20 protein-coding genes and 1 pseudogene are annotated in these 17378 nt (G+C 59.3%); 10 read left to right on the forward strand and 11 right to left on the reverse strand.

The annotated features are described in order from the left end of the window. Positions 1–141: 141 nt before the first annotated feature. The 3 genes from AC25BC_RS35855 to rpsU all read right to left on the reverse strand — a co-directional run bounded on the left by AC25BC_RS35855 (position 142) and on the right by rpsU (position 1220). Positions 142–621 carry a pyridoxamine 5'-phosphate oxidase family protein gene (locus AC25BC_RS35855; protein WP_003555195.1) on the reverse strand — a complete coding sequence of 160 codons (480 nt, stop codon included), beginning with the start codon at positions 619–621 and terminating at the stop codon, positions 142–144. Positions 622–728: 107 nt separating this feature from the next. Beyond that, positions 729–923, reverse strand: a complete 195-nt coding sequence (locus AC25BC_RS35860) for a hypothetical protein (RefSeq protein WP_003555197.1) — start codon at positions 921–923, stop codon at positions 729–731. A 60-nt stretch (positions 924–983) separates the two neighbouring features. Further along, positions 984–1220 carry a 30S ribosomal protein S21 gene (gene rpsU / locus AC25BC_RS35865; RefSeq protein ID WP_012760619.1) on the reverse strand — a complete coding sequence of 79 codons (237 nt, stop codon included), beginning with the start codon at positions 1218–1220 and terminating at the stop codon, positions 984–986. 642 nt (positions 1221–1862) lie between these two features. Between rpsU and rapA2 the strand changes: the two genes are divergently transcribed. The 6 genes and pseudogenes from rapA2 to AC25BC_RS35895 all read left to right on the forward strand — a co-directional run bounded on the left by rapA2 (position 1863) and on the right by AC25BC_RS35895 (position 6073). After that, positions 1863–2576 (forward strand): calcium-binding lectin RapA2, encoded by a 714-nt coding sequence (gene rapA2, locus AC25BC_RS35870; protein ID WP_003555201.1) that lies wholly within the window; start codon positions 1863–1865, stop codon positions 2574–2576. Between the two features lie 196 nt (positions 2577–2772). Further along, positions 2773–2961 (forward strand): hypothetical protein, encoded by a 189-nt coding sequence (locus AC25BC_RS35875; RefSeq protein WP_003555203.1) that lies wholly within the window; start codon positions 2773–2775, stop codon positions 2959–2961. Between the two features lie 107 nt (positions 2962–3068). Beyond that, positions 3069–3277, forward strand: a pseudogene (locus AC25BC_RS35880) (helix-turn-helix transcriptional regulator); the annotation flags it as partial. Between the two features lie 269 nt (positions 3278–3546). After that, positions 3547–4299, forward strand: coding sequence for a DUF4153 domain-containing protein (locus AC25BC_RS35885; protein ID WP_128438896.1), 753 nt, complete (start codon positions 3547–3549; stop codon positions 4297–4299). A 47-nt stretch (positions 4300–4346) separates the two neighbouring features. Further along, entirely contained in the window at positions 4347–5051 is a 705-nt protein-coding gene (locus tag AC25BC_RS35890; protein ID WP_003555207.1) for a response regulator transcription factor, read from the forward strand. Continuing rightward, positions 5051–6073, forward strand: a complete 1023-nt coding sequence (locus AC25BC_RS35895) for a sensor histidine kinase (protein WP_003555209.1) — start codon at positions 5051–5053, stop codon at positions 6071–6073. Before AC25BC_RS35890 ends, AC25BC_RS35895 begins: the two co-directional genes overlap by 1 nt. Before the next feature lie 114 nt (positions 6074–6187). Here AC25BC_RS35895 and AC25BC_RS35900 read toward each other — a convergent pair whose 3' ends face one another. Beyond that, positions 6188–6787, reverse strand: a complete 600-nt coding sequence (locus AC25BC_RS35900) for a TetR/AcrR family transcriptional regulator (protein ID WP_003555211.1) — start codon at positions 6785–6787, stop codon at positions 6188–6190. Between the two features lie 121 nt (positions 6788–6908). Here AC25BC_RS35900 and AC25BC_RS35905 point away from each other — a divergent pair, with 121 nt between their 5' ends. Together AC25BC_RS35905 and AC25BC_RS35910 are read left to right on the forward strand one after the other, a co-directional pair. Next, positions 6909–7334 carry a hypothetical protein gene (locus AC25BC_RS35905; RefSeq protein ID WP_003555213.1) on the forward strand — a complete coding sequence of 142 codons (426 nt, stop codon included), beginning with the start codon at positions 6909–6911 and terminating at the stop codon, positions 7332–7334. An 87-nt stretch (positions 7335–7421) separates the two neighbouring features. Continuing rightward, positions 7422–7817 (forward strand): VOC family protein, encoded by a 396-nt coding sequence (locus AC25BC_RS35910; protein WP_128406758.1) that lies wholly within the window; start codon positions 7422–7424, stop codon positions 7815–7817. 176 nt (positions 7818–7993) lie between these two features. Here the strand turns inward: AC25BC_RS35910 and AC25BC_RS35915 are convergent, their stop codons facing one another. The 7 genes from AC25BC_RS35915 to otsB all read right to left on the reverse strand — a co-directional run bounded on the left by AC25BC_RS35915 (position 7994) and on the right by otsB (position 14865). Further along, positions 7994–8758, reverse strand: coding sequence for an SDR family NAD(P)-dependent oxidoreductase (locus AC25BC_RS35915; protein ID WP_128438895.1), 765 nt, complete (start codon positions 8756–8758; stop codon positions 7994–7996). 52 nt (positions 8759–8810) lie between these two features. Then, a complete protein-coding gene (locus tag AC25BC_RS35920) occupies positions 8811–9539 on the reverse strand; it encodes an SDR family oxidoreductase (protein WP_003555218.1) in 729 nt (242 codons plus the stop codon). A gap of 26 nt (positions 9540–9565) precedes the next feature. Next, on the reverse strand, positions 9566–10825 hold the full coding sequence (locus tag AC25BC_RS35925) for a sugar ABC transporter permease (protein ID WP_113544800.1): 1260 nt from the start codon (positions 10823–10825) through the stop codon (positions 9566–9568). Beyond that, the gene (locus AC25BC_RS35930; protein WP_128438894.1) at positions 10822–11643 is read right to left on the reverse strand and encodes an ATP-binding cassette domain-containing protein; all 822 of its coding nucleotides are present in this window, start codon (positions 11641–11643) and stop codon (positions 10822–10824) included. The genes AC25BC_RS35925 and AC25BC_RS35930 overlap by 4 nt, the downstream gene beginning before the upstream one ends. Before the next feature lie 71 nt (positions 11644–11714). Further along, positions 11715–12788, reverse strand: a complete 1074-nt coding sequence (locus tag AC25BC_RS35935) for an ABC transporter substrate-binding protein (RefSeq protein WP_017997565.1) — start codon at positions 12786–12788, stop codon at positions 11715–11717. A gap of 214 nt (positions 12789–13002) precedes the next feature. Beyond that, positions 13003–13887, reverse strand: coding sequence for a helix-turn-helix domain-containing protein (locus AC25BC_RS35940; protein ID WP_128438893.1), 885 nt, complete (start codon positions 13885–13887; stop codon positions 13003–13005). A gap of 198 nt (positions 13888–14085) precedes the next feature. Beyond that, positions 14086–14865, reverse strand: a complete 780-nt coding sequence (otsB, locus tag AC25BC_RS35945) for a trehalose-phosphatase (RefSeq protein ID WP_487778602.1) — start codon at positions 14863–14865, stop codon at positions 14086–14088. 124 nt (positions 14866–14989) lie between these two features. Between otsB and AC25BC_RS35950 the strand changes: the two genes are divergently transcribed. Together AC25BC_RS35950 and AC25BC_RS35955 are read left to right on the forward strand one after the other, a co-directional pair. After that, positions 14990–16075, forward strand: coding sequence for an ROK family protein (locus tag AC25BC_RS35950; RefSeq protein ID WP_012760602.1), 1086 nt, complete (start codon positions 14990–14992; stop codon positions 16073–16075). Positions 16076–16939: 864 nt separating this feature from the next. Continuing rightward, entirely contained in the window at positions 16940–17116 is a 177-nt protein-coding gene (locus tag AC25BC_RS35955; protein ID WP_164902772.1) for a hypothetical protein, read from the forward strand. The last annotated feature ends 262 nt before the right edge of the window (positions 17117–17378 follow it).

Here is a 17378-nt window from a genome sequence, read left to right on the forward strand (position 1 = left end):
CACGGGAAGTTTCTCGGGCACCGAGAGCCCATCGATCGCAAGCATGGTCATGCCGTGGATGAGCCCACCAGGGTGCCTGTTAACAGCCAATCAGGCTTGATATTTTTCGGCCGAGGGAACGTCGTTGAGCGCTTCTATGCGTTAGAGCTTGACCTCGGCATTGTCGCCCATGTCAGGTTTGCTGTTCGAGACCGCGGCGGCGGCCATCTTGATATAGCTGATGATCGTGCCTGGGCTGTCCCAATATTCGGCCGAAGACGGGGTCATCTTGAGGATGCGGATGGAAGGATCGTCGGGATTGTCCCACCACGCCTTTGCCGGCGTCGCCCATAATTCCCTGATCTTCGCCCGGTCGTTCTGCACCTCGGCCGTCCCCGATACGGAAACATATTTCTGTCCCTTGGTGTCGGCAAAGGCCAGGCACACGTTTGGCCAGCGGGCGATCTCATCGTCCTTGTGACTACTGACATCCGTCAGAAAATAGATCGCATTCTCGAGCTGCGCGGTGTAGGCGGACATCGGGCGGGCTCGCAGATCGTCGCCGCTGCGGGTCGTCAGCATGCAAAACCCGATCTTGTCGATCAATTCCCATACCCGTGTCGCCTCGTCGTTGTTAGCCATCATCATCTCCATCTGAGCAAGAGACGAGGTAACCATCCGCCGAGGTCTATGTTCCCGGTGGCGGGCCTAATGAGCTCATTCCCGAGGCGGTCGAGACACACAGTCGATCAATGGACGCTCGGTGTTTTCATGACCATCGCAAAGTCTTCGGCCACCAGTTCGCTGACGGCGATGAGGATTTCCTCCAGGGAAAAGCCTGATGTCAGGGTGCGTTGGATCAAATCCTGCAAATCCGGCTCCACGACATCGCGGCAATCCTCGATGCGTTCTTCCGAAACGGTGAGGCTATTGAGTTCGTCCATTGTCTATCCTTTCAGGTAATGTAACCACCAAAGCCCGGGAAGGCCGGTGGGATGAGGCCGTTACCGGGCAGCGGCCGTCCGCTTCGGGCCGGGCAGCAGGCCTTCACGCTGCATCTTCTTGCGCGTAGCCTTGCGCTGCCGGCTGATCGCCTGCGCCTTTTCCCTGACGCGCCGTTCGGACGGCTTTTCATAGGCGCGCCTTTCCTTCATTTCACGGAACAGACCTTCGCGCTGCATTTTCTTTTTCAAGACCCTGAGCGCTTGATCGACATTATTGTCTCTGACGAGGACCTGCATTTCGAATTCTCCTTGTTGGATGGTGCTCTGATCGCCGCTCAGCCGAGCTGCTCGGCGATCAGTGCCTGCTTCGCGGCGGGTGAGAAGGCAGGGAAACGGCTTCCAGTTCCTGGGAGCACTGCGGACAGCCTCGTCATCCTCACGCGGATTCGCCGCCGCAACCACGGTGGCTGTATGTGTGTTGTTCAAAAAGAAATCCTTTGCCAACCTTGGCCGGCGTTATCGATTGTTTGTGGGATTGCCCATCACGCAGCCTTAGGGCGCGCGCCGATGCATAAGCGCCCGAGTCACCAGCCGGCAACGGCTGAGATCTCCGCTTGGATCGGGTACGTCAGCAACATAGGGCTCGGCGAGCACAATTGCAACGCATAGCCCGGATGGCACGGCGCGGGCATCGCCAATCGCCTTCAGATATACTCTGCGCCATTTTATTCAAGTTAGCCGGGTATAGTTTCTACCGAATTTTCTTCAATTTGGCTTGAATGTGACATTATTTCGCCGGAATGGAAGCAACGGGGAGTTCGGCGTCGAAATTAACCTTCTGTTAAATAGGCCATTGACTTGTAGTATTAATAGGTTGTTAAAGGAGCCGCTCGCTGAGGTCGAAATTGACCCGCCAATAAACAATTTGAGGAGAGTGCAATGGCTTCGCCAATTCATGCAACTGATGATAGTGCAACATTTAAAGAAACCGACGTTATTTCCGGAAATCTGCTTTCCAACGATTCATCCGACAACGGCCATCTCTTCCTGCGCGCCTTCGATGGCGCGAGCGTTGGCGCCAAGGCCGGCAACAGCCAGGTCACCGAGATCCAGGGCGACTACGGCACCTTCTTCGTTAAGCCAGATGGCAGCTACACCTATGTCCTCAGCGACGCTGCCAAGATTGGCTTTGCCAACGGCGAATCGTACCAGGAGAAGGTTTCCTACAAGATTTCCGACGGCAGCGGTCATACCGATGTCGGCCTCTTCACCCTGAACATCCAGGGCGTAACCCAGGTAAAGCCGATTGCTGTCGACGACCACTACAGCTTCAACGAAGGTAGCGCCATCGGCGGCAACGTTCTGGACAACGACATTGCCGGCGACAACGGCAAGCTCTTCCTCCGTCAGTTCGACGGCACGAACGTCAGCGCCAAAAGCGGCCTCGACGCTGTTACCGACATCGTCGGCGACCATGGCATCTTCCACGTCAAGCCGAATGGCGAATTCACCTATACGCTGACGGAAGACCTGGCTGCCGGCCAGAACGTCACGGAAACTGTCCAGTACTACAAGATCTCCGATGGCGAAGGCCACACGGACGCTGGCATTCTGACGCTCAACATCACGGGCACCGACGCGCATCTTGCTTGATCAGTTGCAATAATCAGTGAGACACACCGCCCGCCGCGCAATCGGCGGGCGTCTTCGTATATCCGCTTGTTCCGCGCGCGGTAAAGGCGGGGTTCAATCATATTCGGTTGAAGGTCTGCAGATCGGCAATAGCTCTTTTTAGCTAGTTCTTATAAATGCCGGCGTGGCGTAGTCTCGATGTTCGGAGGACACGCCGTTGACCGAACACATCGAACCCAGGCAAGTCGAAACAGACGATCTGACCAAAGTCTGGTCGGTGACGGAGTTCTGCGCTCGTCACCGCATAGATGCCGAGGAACAAGCGCTGCTGCTCAAACTCTTCGGGCCGTTCGCGACCGCCTCCGAATTGCTTCACAATGCCAAGCGCGCGCCAAGGTTCAGATAAGGCCTTCTCCATTTCTTCGATATCTTCGCACGTGACCGAGACGGTGGTGCAAGACACCGCCTGATCGGGTGACGCTCTTCATCCTGCCACGGCATTTTCCCTGGCCGTCGGAGAGACCGTCGCCTGCGGCCCATATCTGCGACAGCCGTCCACCCGGCTGGCCGATGCCATTGGCCAGGCTTTGCTGATCGCCGATGGCGAGGACACGCGGTTAGACGGGGCATTGCCGATCTTACGGCCATCGGGTCTGCCGCCTTATCTGGTCGGGATCACGCCGCTGGCATCGATAGCGGTTTCCATACGGGATGTGGTTGATAGGGCCACTGCATACCCTGATGGGTCCGAGCGATTTTCCTGAAATGCTGCTTACTCTCTGCACAAAATCTGCAATTCGGCGCGGCATTCTTCCGCCATGAGCAAGGACCCCATCCCGCCCGGCGTCACACCGCCCGCTTTGCCAGATCGCCTCCGCAATGACGGATGGTGGCTGACGGAGGCAGGCTGGCCGCGAGAAGCCGCCTCTAACGCCAGCCCGGTAGACATGCTCATCGTCATCGAAAAGCGGCATCTACGAGAGGAGCACCAATGGACACAACCGACACGCTGACGGAAGCAATGCCCATCAGGCGTGGCACTAGCCGGATTGTCGGCCTGTTTGCCCTGGTGGCGCTGGCTGATTTTCTGATCTTTGGTGAGATGCCCGGCATAAACCTTTTCCTGTTTGCGCTCGCCGTCTGCGCCGGCATTCTACTTTTGGCCGGGAAGATCCGCGCGCCGTCAATCGCTGCTCTCCTGTTTGGTTTTTCGGTTCTGGCATCGGCACCTCTACTTCTCTGCCTGTCCTCGATGCTGCGGCTTGGACTTTACGTCGAGGCCTATTCGCTGACGGAACTGCGCGTTGCCGCCGGTCTCTGGATGGGCCTCGTCGCTATCGGCCTTGTCTTGATCCTGCTGCGCATTCTGCTCAACCGATACAACGAGTGGCTGATCGCCGCCAACCTCGCTTCCCTGATTGCCGTGCTCTATATCAGCGCCTTCATTGATCTCCCTGATGTCATCGCCCGCTTCAATGTCGCCCACAGCCAGGAGATCAGCCACGATGGCCCGCCGCTCGATATCTATTATCTCTCCACGCTTGGCCCTTCCGCCATTCCGGCCCTTGATCTCCATATTCGCGCGCTACCGGAATACAGAACCGACAAGATCAGCGAAGCACAGCTTATCCGGGGCTCGCTCGTCTGGAAATTCGAGCATCGCCCCCGCGACTGGCGGAGCTGGAGCTTTCGTTCTTCGCGGCTGGAGGCCTATCTTCTGTCTCCTGCCGCCATTGCAAGATAGTGCGAGAACGATAACAACAGGCACGACATATCAACGCAGGACCGGTGATGGCGCCCCGCATTCTCGTCGTCGATGACGAACCTCACATCCGCGACGTGATCTGCTTCGCCCTTGAGCGCGCTGGCCTGGCCTGGATGGCAGCCCGCAACGGCACCGAGGCGATGGCGGCCTTCCGCCGTGGCAACATCGATCTCATCATCCTCGATATCGGCATGCCCGAGATGGACGGTCTTGAAGTCTGTCGCCAGATCCGCAAGACGTCGGGATTGCCGATCCTGTTTCTTTCGGCGCGTGACGAGGAGATCGACAGGATACTGGGGCTCGAAATAGGTGGAGACGATTATGTCACCAAACCGTTCAGCCCGCGCGAACTCGTGGCCAGGGTCAAGGCGATTTTGAAGCGCAGCAGCAATGGGGCAGAGCCTGACAGACGCCACGCCACCCTTGTCGCCGGTGAGCTCAGCCTGGATCGCCGCGGCAGGACGGTCATGTTTGGCGAGAACACCATCGCAATGACCGCGCTTGAATTCGCAATCCTGGACGCATTGTTGTCACGCCCCGATATGGTCTTCAGCCGCGAACAACTGATGGAAGCGGCCTATGGCGCCGGTACCTATGTTGCTGACCGGACGATTGACAGCCATATCCGCAACATCCGGGCCAAGTTCCTGGTGGCCGGCGGCCAGGGGATTATCGCAACCGTTCACGGCATCGGCTTCAAACTCGGCCGTGAAATCGGGAGGAAGGCCTGATGTCGGCACCGAAAGTCAGGACGAAATGGCGGCCGACACTGGCGCTGATTGTCTACGTCGTGCTTCTCGCGGTCATGGCGCTGCCAATCCTGATCGTCATCTGGTTTCGCGCCGTGGAAGCGAGTTCGAACCGGATGGCGCCGGCGGAAATCGGCGCCCTCGCCGTCGTCTTCATGCTGACGCTCGGCGTTGCTTATGTGCTGACGCGCACCATCACAGGGCCTATCGACGCTTTGATCGCCCGAACGGAAGAGATCGCCCGCGGCGGCAAGGGAGCAATCCGGCCGCTGGAAAGCTATGGAACGCGCGAGATCGCTGTGCTGTCGCAAAGCTTCCTTGATCTTGCCGGAAAACTGGTCGATCGCACCGAATACGTGCGTTCCTTTGCCGCCCATGTCTCCCATGAACTGAAATCGCCGCTGACGGCGATCCGCGGCGCGGCGGAGCTTCTGCGTGACGATGATGCCGAAAAGCCGATGACGAAGGTGCAGCGTTTGCACTTTCTCGACAACATCGTCGCCGATGCCGTCCGGCTCGACGCGTTGTTGCAGCGGCTAAGGGAGCTTGCCCAGGCGGAAACGCCCGTGGCCGAAGGCAAAAGCAGCGTCACCGACATTTTATCCTCACTGCGCGGACGGTTTCCCGCCCTCCGTGTTTCCGGCTCAGGTGATACGGAAATATCGGTTGCTCTTCCCCAGGAAGCAGCCGGCATCGTCTTTGCCAATCTTGCCGACAACGCTCTTCAGCACGGCGCCACGCTGTTGGAAATCAGAGTATCGACCGACGCCCGAACTGCCGTCATTCTTGTCCGTGACGACGGCAGCGGTATCTCCGAGGTAAATCGCCAACGCATCTTTCAGCCGTTTTACTCAACGCGCCGCGAACAGGGTGGCACCGGTATGGGCCTCAGTATCGTCGGCGCCATGCTGAGCTCCCATGGTGGCACGATCCGCCTGCTGCGAGCGACCGGCGCCGGTACCGAGTTCGAAATCACCATACCTTTGCAAATTTTATCTGGCTGAGGTCGCGCCGAAGCGATGTGCGGCGGAACTGACTGCGCTTCTCGACGCCGAGCCGCGATTTGTCTTCGAGACCCCCTCCACGGATTTCAAGCCCGCGCTGCCCTGTGGGAGGGATCAGTTTCCAGGGTCTATCGCCGTCAGCGCAGCCTTCGCGATGACGTCTGCAATGCGTTTGGACAGCGCCGGGTCGGAAGCAGCGCGGGCGAGGGTCACACCGCCACTGAGCATGGCGAGCAGCAAGATCGCCTGGTCTTCCCGGCGCGTTTGAGGTTGACCCGATACCTCACCCTCGGGCAAGCCGACCGCAATTTCCTCGATGAGACGTTTGAGTTCCACCGTATAGGCGCTTCGTGTTTCATCGTCTGCGCGCACCACGTCGGGGGAAAGGCTCGGCAGAGCGCAGCTCTCACCCAGATCGCAGGTTCTTTTATAGCCGAGATAGTAGCCGACGAATGTCGCCAGCCAGTCTTTCGGTTGACTGGCCTTTAACCCCGCAATTCCTTGCCGCAGCTCTTCTAGGCCGGTTAGCACGGCGGTTCGAAAGGCTTCCCCCTTGGACTTGAAATGTCCGTAGAAGGCGCCGTTGGTCACGCCTGCCGCCTTGGTCAATGCATCGATGCCCGCGCCGCCATAGCCTTCCTGTCTGAAAACCCGTCCAGCCGCGGCAATGACCCGCGTTCGGGTCTCCTGCTTATGCTCGGCACTGTAGCGCATGTCCGTCCTTTTTAAGAGCGAGCACTCTTTATGTCTTGCTAAGAGAGTGATCGATGTGTATGAATAAAGAGCGATCGGTATATATCAAAAACGGTCATGGTTCAAACAGGGAGACAATCCGATGCCCATCACGCTCACCGTACCTGAAGGCCTGCTCTCGCTGGAGGGCCAGGCGCAGGCTTTTGCCGGATTGACAGACGCGTTGCTTGATGCCGCGGGCTTGACCGGCAACACTTTCATGACGGCCAATGTCATCGGCACCATCAACGTGCTGCCGCGCGAGCATGTGCTTGCTGCGGGAAAGCCGATCGCTGCGGCTTTCATCGAACTCAAGCTGCCTGAGATTGCGCTGGTAAGTGCAGAGACCAGGCAGGCCTTCTTCGAAAAAGCAGCCGACGTCGTCGAACAAGCCGCCGAGGGCCGGCTCAGGCGAGAACACATATGGTCGAACATCATCTACGCGCCCGAGGGGGCGTGGGGCATCGCCGGCCGCAGCTATAGCAATGCCGATCTTGTCGCCGCTATCCAAGGTGGCGCGACGCAATGACTGTGGAATGCGCAAAAGCCCCGGACCCGCTGCGCCGGGGCGCGGACACTGAGGCGTCATGGTCCGGAACGGTACGGGAGTGAAGCCATGCAGCTTGCCAACTACTTGTTCTTCGCCAACGGCTGCGAGCAAGCGCTTGCTTTCTACACCGAATGCGGGCTTGGCCAAGTCACGCAATTGAAGCGGCACGATGCAGACGGAATGTCCGCTGCCCCAGAAGCCATGCGCGGGAAGGTGATGCATGCCCGCTTCGAAGGACCCGACGTTCTTTTCTTCGCTTCGGACAATCATGACGCCGAGCCGATGCGAGGCTCCGCCCACATGCTGATCATGGAAGACCGCGACAGTACCGCCAGCCTCTTTGCACGGCTGGCCGAGGGCGGCAAGATCACGACACCACTCGCCGTCCAGCCATGGGGAAGCTATTATGGTAAGCTCACCGATCGCTTTGGCGTCCAGTGGATGCTGGATTGCCTAAATTAGAGCACGATGCCGAAAAACGGGAGCGGTTTTCGGACTGCGCGCGAGCGTGAGACGATAAGGCCCCGATAGCCGCGAAGTGTCTGCATCTGTGTCACAATCAGAACATCGCGCGCGGAGGATAATCGGCGGCTCGCACCAACCAAGCGGCTGCGAGCCGCCCTCCCCGTCTTCGGGTTTCAGCGCGTTGTATAACCGCCGTCGATAACCAGCACTTCGCCGGTGACATAACTTGCTGCCGCCGAGCAGAGGAACAATGCGGCACCCGCCACCTCCTCCGGCTGCCCGACGCGTCCCATCGGGGTCATGCTGCGCCAGGTCGGGAACCAGTCGGGATTGTCGATGCCGCCGCGCGACAGATCGGTCTCGATATAGCCGGGGGCGATGGCGTTGACGCGGATGTTTTCAGCGGCAACCTCGCTGGCGAGGCTCTTCGTCATCATGTGGACCGCCGCCTTCGAGGTGTTATAGGCGACCTGGTTCTGGGGAATGTTGGACACGATGCCCGATATCGAGCCGATATTGAGGATGGCGCCGCCGCCTTGGCGCCGCATCGGTGCTAATGCGGCGCGGCAGGCGCGAAAGACGGCGTCGACGTTGACCGTCATGATTTCGCGCCAGATGGCATCGGAGAATTCGCCGCTGTCGCCGTGAATGGCGATGCCGGCATTGTTGACGAGGATGTCGAGCCGCCCCGCCCGCGAAAGAGTCTCAGCGACGAGTTCGTCGGCAGCGCTTTCCTTCATCAGGTCGACGGCGATGAAATCGCAATCGACGCCGGCCCTGGAGAGCTGGTCTTCCGCGGCCAGATTGCGGGTTCTGCCCGTGATGATGACTTTGGCGCCCGCCTCGCCGAGCGCCTCGGCGATGGCAAGCCCGATGCCGCGCGTGCCGCCGGTCACCAGCGCCACCTGTCCGTTCAGGCGAAATCTGTCGAAGATCATGGCCGTTTCCTCTTGAGTGGGTTCGCGAGTGTTGAAGACGGATGCACTTTCGTCAGATGTCGGCGCTCTGCGGCAGGATGACGAGATCGCGGATCGTAATGTTGCGTGGGCGCGTCAGCATGAAGAGCACGGCTTCGGCCACTTCGTTCGCCTCCATCAGGCCGCCGGCTGCGAGTGCCTCGTCCAACTTCTCCTGTGGCCAATCGCTGAGAAGGGCGGTGACGACTGGGCCTGGAGCGACGGCGCCGACGCGCAAGCCATGCTTGGCCACCTGCCGCCTCAACGTATGGACGAATGCCTGGACCGCGTGTTTCGAGGCGGTGTAGATCGGCTCCCAGACGACAGGGATCATGCCGGCAACGGAACTCGTCAGGATGATATCCCCGGTCTTGCGCTCGACCATATGCGGCAGGACGGCATGCACCGAACGGAATGCGGCGTTGATGTTCAGATTGAGCATCCGGTCCCAGGCATCAGGATCTCCGCCCAGCACTTCGCCGCCGATATAAGAGCCGGCATTGGCGTGGAAGATATCCAGTTGGCCGGTTTTTTCCAGTATCTCAGGCATCATCCGTTCGACGCTTTTCGGATCGGTGAGATCGATGACCAAGGGAATGGCGTTGGCGTCGAGTTTCGAGCAGATTTCCCGCAACGCTTCCTCGTTACGGTCGACCAGCACCACCCGAACGCCGGCGGCAAGCAAAGCCTTGGCGCATTCCAGGCCGATACCCGACGCCGCTCCGGTGACGGCCGCGACTTTTCCAGACAGATCCTGTCCCATTTTCTTCCTCTGTTTTCTCAGTTGCTTTAGGCTCGGCCGTGCGAAATTCGCGAGCGGCGTGCCAGCGAGTCGACGATGACGGCGACGGCAAGGACAGCGCCGGTGATCATGTATCGAAGTGACGATGACAGATCGAGAAGCGTCAGCCCGCTGGCAATCGACTGAATGACGATGATGCCGAGAAGGGCTGAATAGGCACTGCCGCGCCCGCCGAACAGGCTCGTGCCGCCGATGACTGCTGCGGCGATAGCGTTGAGATTGACATCGCCGGTGCCGGCCTGCTGACTTGCCGTCGCCAGCCGTGCGGCGGAGAGAACGCCGCCGGTTGCCGCAAGCAGAGCGCACATGACGAACGCGCTCGTATAGATGCGCGAGACGTTGATGCCCGAGCGGCGGGCCGCTTCCCTGTTGCCGCCGACGGCATGCATCGAGCGTCCCCATTTGGTGCGCGTCAGCGCATAATTCATGGCGGTGGTGAGCCCGACGAAAAGGCCGAACATCCACGGAATGCCGCGCGACTGGTTGAGATAGAACGCGACAGCTTCAAGGGCGAATGTGATGATGACGGCGCGCAGAAGCAGCCCACGGGCCGATTTCGCCGACAGGCCGGCCGCCCGCCGGCGCGCCGAGGTTCGATAGCTGGCGAAGAAGAATGCAATGCCGGCAAGTGCCACCAGCAGATAAGCGATCGGGTCCGGCATGACCATGATCTGGCCGAAACTCACGAGCCAGGAACCATAGGGAAGATTGATCGAACCGGTCGCTCCGAGGATATAGAGCTGCAGGCCGAGAACCGCGAGCAGCCCGGACAGGGTGGACACGAAACTCGGCATGCCGAAGCGGTTGAAGACAAACGCGTAGAGCGAGCCGATCAGGGCGCCGACAATCATGGCGGCGAGGACTGCCAAGACCACTGGCCAACCCTGGTTGACCCAGAAGACGCCGACCAACGCCGAGGCGAAGCCGCTGACGGAGCCGACGGAAAGGTCGATCTCACCCACCATCAGGATACAGACGATACCCAGCGAGATGACGCCGACCGTCGAGCAGTCGAACAGCATGTTGACGAGGTTGCTGCTGGAGAGAAACACCGGATTGAGCGCCTGGAACACCGTCCAGATGATCGCCAGGCCGACAATGACCGGCAGTGAACCGAGATCGCCGGAGCGGACGCGATCCCAAAAGGCCTGGATCGAGCCGCCGAAACTATCGTCATGACGCACTCTCTCATCACGTCGGTCGAGCAGCGCCGGTGCCGCCGGATCATTCTCGATGGACTTCATCATGGCCTGCCCTCCTCGTTCGGTTGGCTTTGCGCCTGGCGGCGCGACGCGCGGCGGGAGACGGAATTGTTGGATGCACCGGTGATGGCGCTGACGAGCTGCTCGTTGGATGCGTCGGGCAGCATGGTGCCATTGTTGCGACCGAGGCGAAGGACGACAATGCGATCGGCAACGGCGCGCACATCCTCCATGTTGTGGCTGATCATGATGACAGCGAGGCCGCGCTCCCGCACGCGTTCGATGAGGTCGAGCACTTCGGCGGTCTGGGCAACGCCCAGCGCAGCTGTGGGCTCGTCGAGCATGATCAGTTTTGGCTCGAGCAGCAGCGATCGGGCGATCGCCACTGTCTGGCGCTGTCCGCCGGACAGTGAGGCGACGGGTTCGCGCACACTTGGAATGCGGGCCGAAAGCTCGTTCAAGAGTTGCCAGGCGCGGATCTCCATGGCGACCTCATCGAGCTGATAGGGGCTGAGCTCCTTGCCGAGAAAGATGTTGGCAACGACGTCGAGATTTTCGCAAAGTGCCAGATCCTGGAACACTGTTGCAATGCCGAGCCCGAGAGCTGCACTTGGGCTCGGCAGATTCACCGGCTTGCCCTCGAACAGGATCGTGCCCGAGCTTGGCTGGTGCACACCGGCCAGGATCTTGACCAGCGTCGATTTGCCAGCGCCGTTGTCGCCCACCAGCGCCACCACCTCGCCGGCATACACGTCGAGGTCGATATCGGTGAGCGCCGACACTGCCCCGAAGTTCTTCGATATTCCACGCAGACTGAGGACAGGCTGACGGGAAGGGTCAGGAGTATGAGAGGTTTCAGACATCGCCTGGCCTTTCGAAAAAGGAAAAATCGGAAGCGCGACCGGTGGTCCGGCCGCGCATTCCCTTGGCTCTATTACTTGGTGATGCCGAGCTTCTTGCAGCCGTCGGCATAGCGGCCGGTGCACAGTTCCTCGGCGGTGTTGATCTTCTTGTCGATGATCTCGGCCTTGAGGTTTTCAGCAGTAACGACGGCAGGGACGAAGAGCTGCGCCGGCGTGTCGTAGAGCGTCATTTCGGCCTTGATCGTTTCTCCGGCCAGAAGCTTCACGGCGACGTCGGCAGCGGCAGCGGCGACGATTTCGCTCGGCTTTGAAATCGTATTGTACTGATCCCCTGCGATGATCAGCTGTAGTGCCGCGATCGTCGCATCATTGCCGGTGACCGGCGGCACCGGATCGACACCTGCTGCCTTGAAGGCTGCGATGGCGCCACCCCCAGTGCCGTCATTGGCAGCGACCACGCCGACGATCTGTTTGCCGAAACGGGTGATCTGGCCGCCCGCCCATTGCTGGGCGTTCGCGGGCTGCCAGTTCGGCGTGTCAAATTCGGCAAGCGTCTTGTAACCGCCGCTCGCCAGACCCTCGTGAATGCCGTCCTTGATCAGCCCGGCAGCCGCATCGGTCGGCGAACCATTGATCTGCAGGATGCCGCCGCCATCGGTCGGCACGTTCTGCGCCTTCAGATGCTGGACGAGCGATTCCGCAATTGCCTTGCCGATCGCCTTGTTGTCGAAGGAGACGTAGAAATCGGCCTTGCCTTTCGGGATCGGACGGTCATAGGCAATGACCTTGACACCCTGGCTCTGTGCAAGCTGGACGAGCGATGCGGCGGCCGCCGAATCCACCGGGTCCAGCACGATGACCTTGGCGCCTTGCGTGATGGCCGAATTGAACTGTTGCTGTTGTTTTGCGATATCGGCATCGGCGTTCTGATAGAGAACCTTGCACGACGCACAAAGCTTCTTCATTTCCGCGACGAAGCCCGGGTGGTCGTGCTCCTCGTAGCGGGTCGATCCCTGGTCGGGCATGAGGAATGCCACTGTCGCATCCGCAACGGCGGTTTGCGCAAAGGCGGAAGTACCACCAAGCAAGGACAGGACAAATACCGCGGCGCCTGCCGCCTTTGTTGAGAATTTCATCATTTCCATCTCCTCCCGTTGAAAAAATTGTGTGTGATCGCACTGTTCTGCTGTGGCCGTTCGGCTGAAGGAACGGTCGCGCCTGCCCCGGCGGTTTGACGTTTTTGAGGACAAGCATTTCCAATCGGCAGCCGCTCATCGCGTGCCCCCGTTCAAGTCAGTGTCAGTATTGGTTCCTCCTCCTCGTCCTCCCTCGTCCTTTGGACGTGCTCGTTCGGCTCCTCTAGGCCGCCTTTGCCACGTTGATATTGTCGCCCAACAACCGCCTGAAGCGAGAAGGCGTCATGCCCTTTTCCGCGAGAAACTGTCGGTTGAAGTTGGACAGATTGTTGAAGCCGACCTCGAAGCAGATATCGGTGATCGATGCGTGGTCATCGCTCATCAGGATCTGGCAGGCGAGATTGATGCGCAGGCGTTTCACATACTGTACCAGCGACATGCCGGTATGGCGGCGGAATGCGCGCGAAAAGGCGCCGGTCGACTGGTCAGCAATCGTCGCCAGATCGGCTTCGTCGAAGGATTTCGTCAGGTTCTCTCTGATATAGGCGAGCGCCTTGTTGATGCCGGCAGACATGTAGCCAGATGGATCGGGCAGATAGCTCGGGCTGGCGAGAAGCTGGGAATCCTGCGCCCGGCTGAGCAGGCCGACGATCATCATGAACAGCTCGATACGACGCACACCGTGTGCCTGCTGCACCTCGTTCATCAGGGGAGCCACCTGCCGGCTGGTATCGGCGCCGAAGAGCACGCCGCGCCGCGAGGCTTCAAGAACCGGATCGAAGGGCCCGAGTTCGGCCAGCACCTTCATAGTACCGCTGATGAAATTCTCGCTGAACTGGATGAGCTGGCATCGAAGCGGAATGCTCGATCCTTTCGGGACATCGCTGATCCAGTTATGGGGAAGATTAGGTCCGGCAAGCACAAGGTTGCCCGGTTCAAATTCGCCGATGAAGTCGCCGACGAAATAGCGTCCCGTCGTCGCCACGACGAGATGAAGTTCGTCTTCCGGATGAAAATGCCAGCGAACCGTATGGTAGGGATAGCCATGCGCCTTCGTCGCGAAAGATTCGCCGGGCCGGATCTGAACCACTTCCAAGTCGGGTTCCATTGTTTCCTCCTCCAAGGACTGTTCCAGGCCGTCCGCCAAATTCCCTTTTTGGCTTTATTGTTAAGGAGAGTGTAATGGTCTCGTGTCGTGCCCGCCACCACGATTCCCGGGTAAAACCGATACTTTTTTGACAATTGACACTGCGCAGCCGGTGTAAAGACGACAGCAACCCGCATGCACATCGTCCAACGGCGTACCTCAGGCGGCCAAGGCAGCAATGACGTTTCTAACCAATGCAGAGGAGGACAGCCGGCTCGTGGCGCAGCTCGGGGCGCCGATCGCGCCGACACGCACGGAAACGCCGCCGCGCGCATTAGCGATCGCAAACATCAACTCGTCGGTCAGATCATCGCCGATGGTAATCGGGCAGCGGTTCTTGAACGGGTCGGACTGGAAGAACCGCTCCAGCGCATCGCCCTTGCTCGACCGTGCCGGACGCAGCTCGAACACCATCTTGCCGAGCTGCAATGCCCAGTTCGGCCCGGCTAGCTCCGCATAGTGGTGCATGCGGTCTTCGAGCACCTTTTCATATTCCGGCGCCAGCCGGTAGTGGGCGGCAACGGCCGCGCCCTTGTCCTCGATCAGGACGCCAGGGTAGTGCTCGGCTTCAGCGGTCAGCGCATGTTTCAACGCCTGAAACTCAGGTGTCGCCTCGAGCGTCTGCATTCCGGCGGCGTTCCTGATTTCGGCGCCGTGCAGGCCTGCTGTCGGAAATGCAAAGGGTTTGAACAGCGCGTCTGCATAAGCAAGAGACCGTCCGGTGACCAGCGCCAAGGCGCCGCCGAGCTTGTTCGACAGGCGATGAAGTTGTCCAGGAAGCGCCTCTGGAACCTCTATCGCATCCGGTGTGGGTGCAAGATTGAGCAGCGTTCCGTCGATATCGAGAAACATTGCCCAGCGGTCCGGTTCCTCCAAGACCAGTGAAAGCATTTCCTGTGTAGCGGCATCGTCCTGCACGGCATTCTCCAAACTCTGCAATCATTGAAGCTAGGTCGCCAACCGGCAAGGGCAAGGTGATTTTTCAGAGTCCGGAACATCCAGAGGATAGTTCGCGTTGTATCTCGCCGCCCGTTCGAGCACTCGCGCCGTAGAAGGTACATTGATGGCCAAAAGCAGTTCCGATCCCCGTGATGAGATCAATGCCCCGTTGGCACATGGCGCTTTAAACCTGCCATTGGTAGCGATCGACGATTACAATAACGAACTGCGTGACAAGGATGGCTTCGTTGGCGACAACGCCAACAAAAAGACGTTCCAACAAAAGCTCGACGATTGGAGAAAACGCATCCGCAAGGTTGGAGACGACCCGATCGGCAAGACCGCGACGGAGAAACTCTCCAAGAAAAAAATCGACGCTATTTTGAAGGGCGATGATTTGGCGGCGGCGGCGTTGGTCATGGGGGCAGTGGAGGATTTTGCGCAAGACTTTGCCGATGTGATAGCAAAGTTTCTGAAAGACAAAGGCTGGGGAAAGACAGAACGCATCGTCGTTGGCGGCGGCTTTCGTCGGAGCCACTTTGGCGAACTGACAATCGCCAGGACCATGGTCATTCTTAAAGCGGCCGGCGTCGACGTCGAAGTCGTGCCGATCGTACATCACCCCGATGAGGCCGGACTGATCGGTGCGATCCACCTGATGCCGCGCTGGATGTTCAAGGGCCACGAGGCGATCCTCGCCGTTGATATCGGCGGCACGAACGTTCGCGCCGGCGTCGTTAAATTCGGAAAGGACGACGTGCCGAATTTCGCGGATGCAAGCGTCTGGGAATCCACCATCTGGCGTCATGCCGACGATGAGCCAAGCCGCACCGCCACGATCGAAAGGTTGGCGGCGATGTTGCGGGATCTGATCGGCAAGGCCGAGAAGGCCAATCTCAAGCCAGCGCCGATCATCGGGATCGCATGCCCCGGCATCATCAAAGCCGATGGTTCAATCGAACGTGGCGGACAAAACCTGCCGGGCGGAAACTGGGAGAGCGACAGTTTCAACCTTCCCGCCGCACTGATGAAGGCCATTCCTGAGATCGGCGACGACAGCACATTCGTGATGATGCACAACGATGCAGTCGTGCAGGGATTGTCGCAGATCCCTTTTATGAGCGACGTGTCGAGATGGGCTGTGCTGACCATAGGCACGGGGTTGGGCAATGCGCACTTTACCAATCGCGAGGGCACGAAGGTGCGATAGTGGAATGCCTGCCTCGCGCCACTCTACGTAAGGAACGCTGGATCGGCCGCGATGCTTGCGATCCGCGATGGGGTTTTGCCGCCGGCGTGCCGCGTTATGGTAAATAGCAGGTAAACAAGAAGGAATTCCGTGGACGGAAGCGAACTCGCCAATAAGTTCCGCTAGAAGACGGCGGCTTTGCCAACTTGGAGGTGAGATCTGGTTGCCCAGGCTACCCAATAACGTCAGCAATATCTCGGTACGATTGCTGCGAGCACTGTCGATGATACTCGCCGAAACCTGATTCGCCTAGCATGCGCTGTATTCATCGTGGCGGTTGATGACAGCCTGGGATGTCTGCAACCCTGTTCGCGCTCAACCCGGCATGTTACTAGACTGGTGCCATCGACCTGGCCTGGCGATTATCGGATGTCCGTACCAACGAACCGGAACCCCTTGACGCCAGCCGCTCCCAGTATCTCCCTGACTTCGATCGGCACGAAAATTCGGGCTGCGGGTCCCCTCCCCCGTTGGTCCGCAGCAGCACCCTTGCCTGTGGTAAAACCCAAATCGCAGTCTCCAAATTCTGGCGATGCCGCATGATCCGAGATAGCCCAGTTCGCCGGTGCCGATAAGATGGGCCTTTCGCATGTCAGGCCGCTCCTGCGCGCCACTCTTCTATCCTTGCGCGGGGAAGAGACCCGAGCGGCGAGCGTCGCCGCCAAAGGTCGCGTTTCGGATCGGCGCTTGAAGATGGGGCTCTCCCCTCCCCTTCGCGCGTGCTTGGAAAAGATGGTGATAACGCCGGCTGGCGGTTCTCGGCGGCTTCAAATTGCGCTTATCTCCAAGGCTTCACGCAATCGATGCGCAGACGAAAGATGGATCATGAATTTCAAGGGAATAAGCGCTCCGCTCAATGCTGGCCGTCTGGAACAAATGCTCGGCCTTGCGCAGCCACGGCGCGATGCCGCAACCCAGGACACAAATGACAAGTCCGCCGGCAACGAACCTGTCCGCGGGATGGAAACCGAAAGCCTGTGCCGTTCATCTGCCTATAAATGAGAAACGGATTGTCTGGTCCGACGTGCTCAAGCAGTGGATGTTGTTTTCCGGTGAGTCGGCAACTGCGTTAGCGTCTGGCATCGACGGGTGCGGGCACCGCCGCCATTGTCAGCTGACAATTGAGCTAAGATTCCGGAATTCCACATGATTTTTTCGTTGAATCCTGTCTGTTATCCATTGGCTAACCAAGAAATCGCTTGACGGAGTCGGCAGACTCACGATCATTTGCGCAAAATGACCCGATTTATCAGGATTTGCGTGA

It is taken from the genome of Rhizobium sp. WSM409, assembly GCF_057653825.1.